This is a genomic window from Kitasatospora sp. NPDC043949, assembly GCF_056435365.1.
On sequence record NZ_JBWKEQ010000059.1, the window covers coordinates 41,563 to 47,898 of the forward strand.

The 6,336-nt window shown below is 73.8% G+C and carries 7 protein-coding genes; 5 read left to right on the top strand and 2 right to left on the bottom strand.

The genetic code is table 11. The features are described 5' to 3' along the window. Positions 1-18: 18 nt before the first annotated feature. A complete protein-coding gene (locus AC07AL_RS33190; protein ID WP_363619362.1) occupies positions 19-654 on the bottom strand; it encodes an alpha/beta hydrolase family protein in 636 nt (211 codons plus the stop codon). A gap of 96 nt (positions 655-750) precedes the next feature. Beyond that, on the bottom strand, positions 751-1,503 hold the full coding sequence (locus tag AC07AL_RS33195) for an SOS response-associated peptidase (protein ID WP_363586980.1): 753 nt from the start codon (positions 1,501-1,503) through the stop codon (positions 751-753). 138 nt (positions 1,504-1,641) lie between these two features. On the opposite strand from AC07AL_RS33195, the gene AC07AL_RS33200 reads away from it, so the two are divergent. The 5 genes from AC07AL_RS33200 (at position 1,642) to hisN (ending at position 6,284) form a co-directional block, all read left to right on the top strand. Beyond that, positions 1,642-2,373, top strand: a complete 732-nt coding sequence (locus tag AC07AL_RS33200; protein WP_350879695.1) for a M50 family metallopeptidase — start codon at positions 1,642-1,644, stop codon at positions 2,371-2,373. A gap of 154 nt (positions 2,374-2,527) precedes the next feature. Continuing rightward, entirely contained in the window at positions 2,528-3,859 is a 1,332-nt protein-coding gene (gene aroA, locus AC07AL_RS33205) for a 3-phosphoshikimate 1-carboxyvinyltransferase (RefSeq protein ID WP_063347887.1), read from the top strand. A 15-nt stretch (positions 3,860-3,874) separates the two neighbouring features. Next, entirely contained in the window at positions 3,875-4,930 is a 1,056-nt protein-coding gene (gene rsgA, locus AC07AL_RS33210) for a ribosome small subunit-dependent GTPase A (protein ID WP_400988590.1), read from the top strand. A gap of 130 nt (positions 4,931-5,060) precedes the next feature. Continuing rightward, positions 5,061-5,384, top strand: coding sequence for a DMT family transporter (locus AC07AL_RS33215; RefSeq protein ID WP_063347889.1), 324 nt, complete (start codon positions 5,061-5,063; stop codon positions 5,382-5,384). A gap of 102 nt (positions 5,385-5,486) precedes the next feature. Next, positions 5,487-6,284 carry a histidinol-phosphatase gene (gene hisN / locus AC07AL_RS33220; protein WP_363586982.1) on the top strand — a complete coding sequence of 266 codons (798 nt, stop codon included), beginning with the start codon at positions 5,487-5,489 and terminating at the stop codon, positions 6,282-6,284. Positions 6,285-6,336 lie beyond the last annotated feature (52 nt).

Consider the following 6,336-nt stretch of genomic DNA (forward strand, 5'->3'; position numbering starts at 1 on the left):
CCCACCGCCCCCGCCGCCTCAGACGACCCGCAGCACCCAGTCCCCGACCGCCCGGCAGATCGCCTCCAGCACCTCGTCCTGCCCCACCGGCGCCCGCTTGGGCACGTCGAAACCGTGCCCGCCGTACGGCACCGCCACCAGCTCGTGCCCGGGCGGCAGCTCCGGGAACTCCTGCGGCCCGCCGAACGGATCCGCTGTACCCTGCACCACCAGCGTCGCCGTCCCCGACTCCAGCAGTTCCTGCGCCCGGCTCTTCTCCGGCCGGCCCGGCGGGTGCAGCGGGAACGCCAGCGCCACCACCCCCACCGCCCCGCTCGCCGCCCCGGTCCGGCAGGCCACCCGCGCCCCGGCGCTGCGCCCGCCGACCACCAGCGGCAGCCCCTGACCGGCCAGCCGCCCGGCGACCGGGGTCCAGCCGCGGTCCAGCGTGCGCGGCGCCGGGGCGAGCCGCTTGCCCGCCACCCGCCAGGGCTGCTCCACCAGCGCCACGGTGATCCCGCGCGCCGGCAGCGCCGCGGCCAGCGCCACCAGGTCCCGGGCCTCGATCCCGCCGCCCGCGCCGTGACCGAGCGCCAGCAGCGCCTTCGGCGCACCGGCCCGGTGGTAGCTGATCCGGGCGTCCCCCACCTCGGTGGGGACGAGTTCGGTGGTCATCGTCGGTCGCTCCAACCGGCTCAGGCTCCCTCAGCTGTCAGGACTCGATCGTCGAACTTCAAACATCAGACGTCAGAAGACGTCAGACGTCAGACGTCAGAACAGGGTGGTCTCGTACTCCGCCTCGGCCCACGGCTCCTTGAGCTCCGGCCCGTTGTTGCGGATGCTGCCGACCGCCGGCGAGACCGGGGTGGCCAGCAGCGCACCGGGCGGCGGCGGTATCAGCAGCCGGCGCAGCTCGTCCGGGTCGTCCAGCCCCGGGTCCAGCCACTCGTCGTAGGAGGCCGGGTCGAGGAACAGCGGCATCCGCTCGTGGATCGGCGCCAGCGACTCCTCGGCGTCGGTGGTGACGATGGTGAAGGTCACCAGCCAGGCCGCCGGATGGTCGGCCGGCACCGTCCGGTCGCGCCAGAACTCGTACAGCCCGGCCAGCGCCAGCGGGGTGCCGTCCGCCCGGGAGACGAAGAACGGCTTCTTACGCGCCTTGCCGCGCTCGCCCGGCACCGTCTGCCACTCGTAGTAGCCGTCCACCGGCAGGATGCACCGGCGCGAGGCGAACGCCTGCCGGTACGAGGGCTTCTCGTGCACCGTGTCCGAACGGGCGTTGATCATCTTCACCGCCGTCTCGGCCGACCGCGACCACTGCGGCACCAGACCCCAGCGCAGCACCCTCAGCTGGCGCACCGGCCGCGCCCGGCCCTTCGGCACCCGCTCCAGCACCACGAAGGCGCTGGTGGTCGGGGCGACGTTCCAGTTGGGGGCCAGCGTCTCCGCCGGATCCCACTGCTCGACGCCGAACAGCTCGACGATGTCCTCGGGCTTGCCACTGGCTGCGAAGCGACCGCACATGCGGGCCAGCTTGCCATGCCGGCCCCGCTCACCACTTCTTCATCCCGCCAGGAGAACCGTCCGCTCCCGCCCGCCCGTCCCCGCATGGGAGGCTGCCCCGAACGGCCCAACGCAGCGGACGGAGGCGGAGACGAGACGATGAGCGCACAACCCACCGACCAGAACCTCGGCGAACTGTGGAACCAGGTCACCGGCACCCAGCCCGCGCCGCCCGGCTGGCTGGTGCTGGCCACCGCCGGCGCCGCCCTGCTCGCCGTCCTCGCCCGCCCGCTCTGGCACGTCACCCGCAACGCCGTGACCATCGCCCACGAAGGCGGCCACGGCCTGATCGCCCTCGTCACCGGCCGCCGGCTCGCCGGCATCCGGCTGCACTCCGACACCTCCGGCCTCACCCTCTCCTACGGCCGCCCCACCGGCCCCGGCATGATCCTCACCGCCGCCGCCGGCTACACCGCCCCCGCCCTGCTCGGCCTCGGCTGCGCCGCACTGCTCTCCACCGGCCGGATCACCCTGCTGCTCTGGCTGGCCGTCGTCCTGCTGCTCGCCCTCCTGGTGCGCATCCGCAACGCCTTCGGCCTGTTCACCGTGCTGGTCGCCGGCGGCGCGTTCTTCCTGGTGTCCTGGTTCGGCAGCGCCGAGGTCCAGGCCGGCTTCGCCTACCTCGGCTGCTGGTTCCTGCTGTTCGGCGCCGTCCGCCCGGTCCTCGAACTCCAGCACCAGCGCCGCATCGGCTGGGCCCGCGACTCCGACGCCGACCAACTGGCCCGCCTCACCCACATCCCCGGCCTCGCCTGGATCACCGTCTTCCTGCTCACCGCCCTCGCCTGCCTCGCCCTGAGCGCGAGCTGGCTGCTCCAGCCCCTGTACTGAACCTCGCCCACGGCACGGGCCGGCTGCTCCGGGCCCCGCACCGGGCCGCCCCCGCGGCACGGGCCGGCTGCCACAACCCCTGCACCGGGCCTCCCCCGTCCCGCCATGCGGTTGGCGCAGGGGCCGTTCCGGTACGGCCCCTAAACTTGGCCCCATGACCGAGACCCTGTGGCCCGCCCCCGTCGCGACCACCCCCGTTGACGCCACCGTCACCATCCCCGGCTCCAAGTCGGTCACCAACCGAGCCCTGGTGCTGGCGGCGCTCGCCGACGAGCCCGGCTGGGTGCGCCGGCCGCTGCGCAGCCGCGACTCCCAGCTGATGGCCGACGGCCTGCGCGCCCTCGGCGTCGGCATCGAGGAGAAGGTCAACAACGACTCCGGCGGCACCGGTGGCGGCGAGGCCTGGCGGGTCATCCCGACCCCCGCGCTGCGCGGCCCCGCCTCGATCGACGTCGGCAACGCCGGCACCGTGATGCGCTTCCTGCCCCCGCTCGCCGTCCTCGCCGACGGCCCGGTGCACTTCGACGGCGACCCGCGCAGCTACGAGCGCCCCCAGCACGGCGTGATCAACGCCCTGCGCGCGCTCGGCGCCCGGATCGACGACGGCGGCCGCGGGGCCTTCCCGCTGACCGTGCACGGCACCGGCGCGCTCGACGGCGGCCCGGTCGAGCTCGACGCCTCCTCCTCGTCCCAGTTCGTCTCCGCCCTGCTGCTCTCCGGCGCCCGCTACAACCAGGGCGTCGAGGTCCGGCACGTCGGCGGCCCGGTGCCGTCGCTGCCGCACATCCGGATGACCGTCGAGATGCTGCGCCTGGCCGGCGTCCAGGTCGACGCCCCCGAGGACGGCGGCGAGAAGGACGTCTGGCGGGTCACCCCCGGCGCCCTGATCGGCCGCGACCTGGTGGTCGAGCCGGACCTCTCCAACGCCGCGCCGTTCTTCGCCGCCGCCCTGGTCACCGGCGGCCGGGTCACCGTGCGCGACTGGCCCAAGCACACCAGCCAGCCCGGCGACCAACTGCGCGAGATCTACACCCGGATGGGCGGCGCCTGCGAGTTCACCGACGAGGGCCTGCAGTTCACCGGCACCGGCCGGATCCACGGCATCGAGGCGGACCTGCACGACGTCGGCGAGCTCACCCCGGTGATCGCCGCCGTCGCCGCACTGGCCGACTCCGAGTCCCACCTGTACGGCATCGCCCACCTGCGGCTGCACGAGACCGACCGGCTCGCCGCGCTCGCCAAGGAGATCAACGACCTCGGCGGCGACGTCACCGAGACCGAGGACGGCCTGCGGATCCGCCCGCGCCCGCTGCACGGCGGCGTCTTCCACACCTACGAGGACCACCGCCTGGCCACCGCCGCCGCCGTGGTCGGCCTGGCCGTGCCCGGCGTCGAGGTGGAGAACGTGGCCACCACCGCCAAGACCCTGCCGGACTTCCCGAAGATGTGGGCGGAACTGCTCGGCGAAGCGGTGGCGGACGCCTGAGCGGAGACTGAGCACATGCGCCGCTACGGCAAGGACGCCGACGAGGACGACATCCGCAACCGCCCCGCCCGCCGGGGCTCCCGGCCGCGGACCCGGATCCGGCCCAAACACGAGGACGCCGCCGAGGCGATGGTGCTGACCATCGACCGCGGCCGGCTGACCTGCCTGATCGACCCGGGCACCAAGCAGGAACGCGAGATCGTCGCCATGAAGGCCCGCGAGCTGGGCCGCAAGGGCGTCGTCGTGGGCGACGTGGTCAACATCGTCGGCGACCTCTCCGGGGACACCGACACGCTCGCCCGGATCGTCCGGGTCGAGGAGCGCAGCTCGGTGCTGCGGCGCACCGCGGACGACGACGACCCGTACGAGCGGATCGTCGTCGCCAACGCCCAGCAGCTGGCCATCGTCACGGCGCTGGCCGACCCGGAGCCCCGGCCCCGGCTGATCGACCGCTGCCTGGTGGCCGCGTACGACGCGGGCATGGAGCCGCTGCTGGTGCTCACCAAGGCCGACCTCGCCCCGGCCGGGCCGCTGCTGGAGTCGTACGCGCCGCTCGGCATCGACTACGTGGTCACCCGTCGGGACGAACTGGAGACGGCCGGCGCCGAGGCCGTCCGCGCGCACCTGCGCGGCCTCTCCACGGTGTTCATCGGCCACTCCGGCGTCGGCAAGACCACCCTGGTCAACGCCCTCGTCCCGGACCACCAGCGGCAGACCGGCCGGGTCAACGCGGTCACCGGGCGCGGCCGGCACACCACCGTGTCCGCCCTGGCGCTGCGGCTGCCCCCGCCGCCGGGCGCCAAGCCGGGCTCCAAGAAGGCGCTGGACCCGGGCTGGGTGATCGACACCCCGGGCTTCCGCTCCTTCGGCCTCTCGCACATCGACCCGTCCCGGGTCATCCACGCCTTCCCCGACCTGGAGCCCGGCACCGTCGACTGCCCGCGCGCCTGCAGCCACGACGAGCCGGACTGCGCGCTGGACGCCTGGGTCGCCGGCGGCCACGCCGAGGGCACCCGGCTCTACTCGCTGCGCCGCCTGCTGGCCAGCAAGGAGGCCCGCGAGGGCGACTGACCCGGGCGGCGGTTTTACCGTCCCATGGGTTTCCCGACCGTTCGAGGTGTCGGACCGCGCCGGCCTGGCGATCATAGGAAGGTCGGGCCACAGCGCGGTCCGACCCGTCGATCGACAGGGAGGGCACGCGATGGCATGGGCCTTGGTGGTCCTGGCCGGCCTGCTGGAGACCGGCTTCGCGATCAACCTCAAGCTCAGCGAGGGCTTCACCAAGCTCTGGCCCACCATCAGCTTCTGCGTGTTCGCCCTGGGCAGCTTCGGCCTGCTCACACTGTCCCTGAAGAGCCTGCCGGTCGGCCCCGCCTACGCGGTGTGGACCGGCATCGGCGCGGCCGGCACCGCCATCTACGGCATGGTCTTCCTGGACGAGACCACCTCGGTGCTGAAGCTGGTGTCCATCTCCCTGGTGATCGCCGGCGTGATCGGCCTCCAGCTCAGCGGCTCGGCGCACTGAGCAGGCCCGTCCCGGTCCGCGAGCCCAATCGCCTCCGGCGGGCCCGTCCCGGTCCGCGAGCCCGGCTGTCCCGATCCGGGCGGGATCGCTAGGGTTTCGGACATGGCCGATTACCACGACGATCTCCGACTCGCCCACGTCCTCGCCGACTCGGCCGACTCGGTCACCCTGGAGCGCTTCCGCGCCCTCGACCTGAAGGTCGAGACCAAGCCCGACCTCACCCCCGTGAGCGACGCCGACAAGGCCGCCGAGGAACTCGTCCGCAGCGTGCTGCAGCGCGCCCGCCCGCGCGACGCGGTGCTCGGCGAGGAGTTCGGCCTCCAGGGCTCCGGCCCGCGCCGCTGGGTGATCGACCCGATCGACGGCACCAAGAACTACATCCGCGGCGTCCCGGTCTGGGCCACCCTGATCGCGCTGCTGGAGGACGGCCCGGACGGCGTCGAGCGCCCGGTGGTCGGCATCGTCTCCGCCCCCGCGCTGCAGCGCCGCTGGTGGGCGGCCAAGGACCTCGGCGCCTACGCCGGCCGCAGCCTCACCAAGGCCTCCCGGATCCACGTCTCCGGGGTCTCCCGGATCGAGGACGCCTCCTTCTCCTACTCCTCGCTCTCCGGCTGGGAGGAGCGCGGCCGCCTCGACCCCTTCCTGGACCTCACCCGCGCCTGCTGGCGCACCCGCGCCTACGGCGACTTCTGGTCCTACATGATGGTGGCCGAGGGCGCGGTCGACATCGCCGCCGAGCCCGAGCTGTCGCTCTGGGACATGGCCGCCAACTGCGTCATCGTCGAGGAGGCCGGCGGCCGCTTCACCGGTCTGGACGGCGTGTCCGGCCCCGGCGGCGCCGACGCCGTCGCCAGCAACGGCATCCTCCACGAGGAGACCCTGCGCCGCCTGAGCGTCTAGGTCCTCCCCGGCCGAACATGGTGCGGGCCCGGTCGACCGGTCCTCCGGTCGA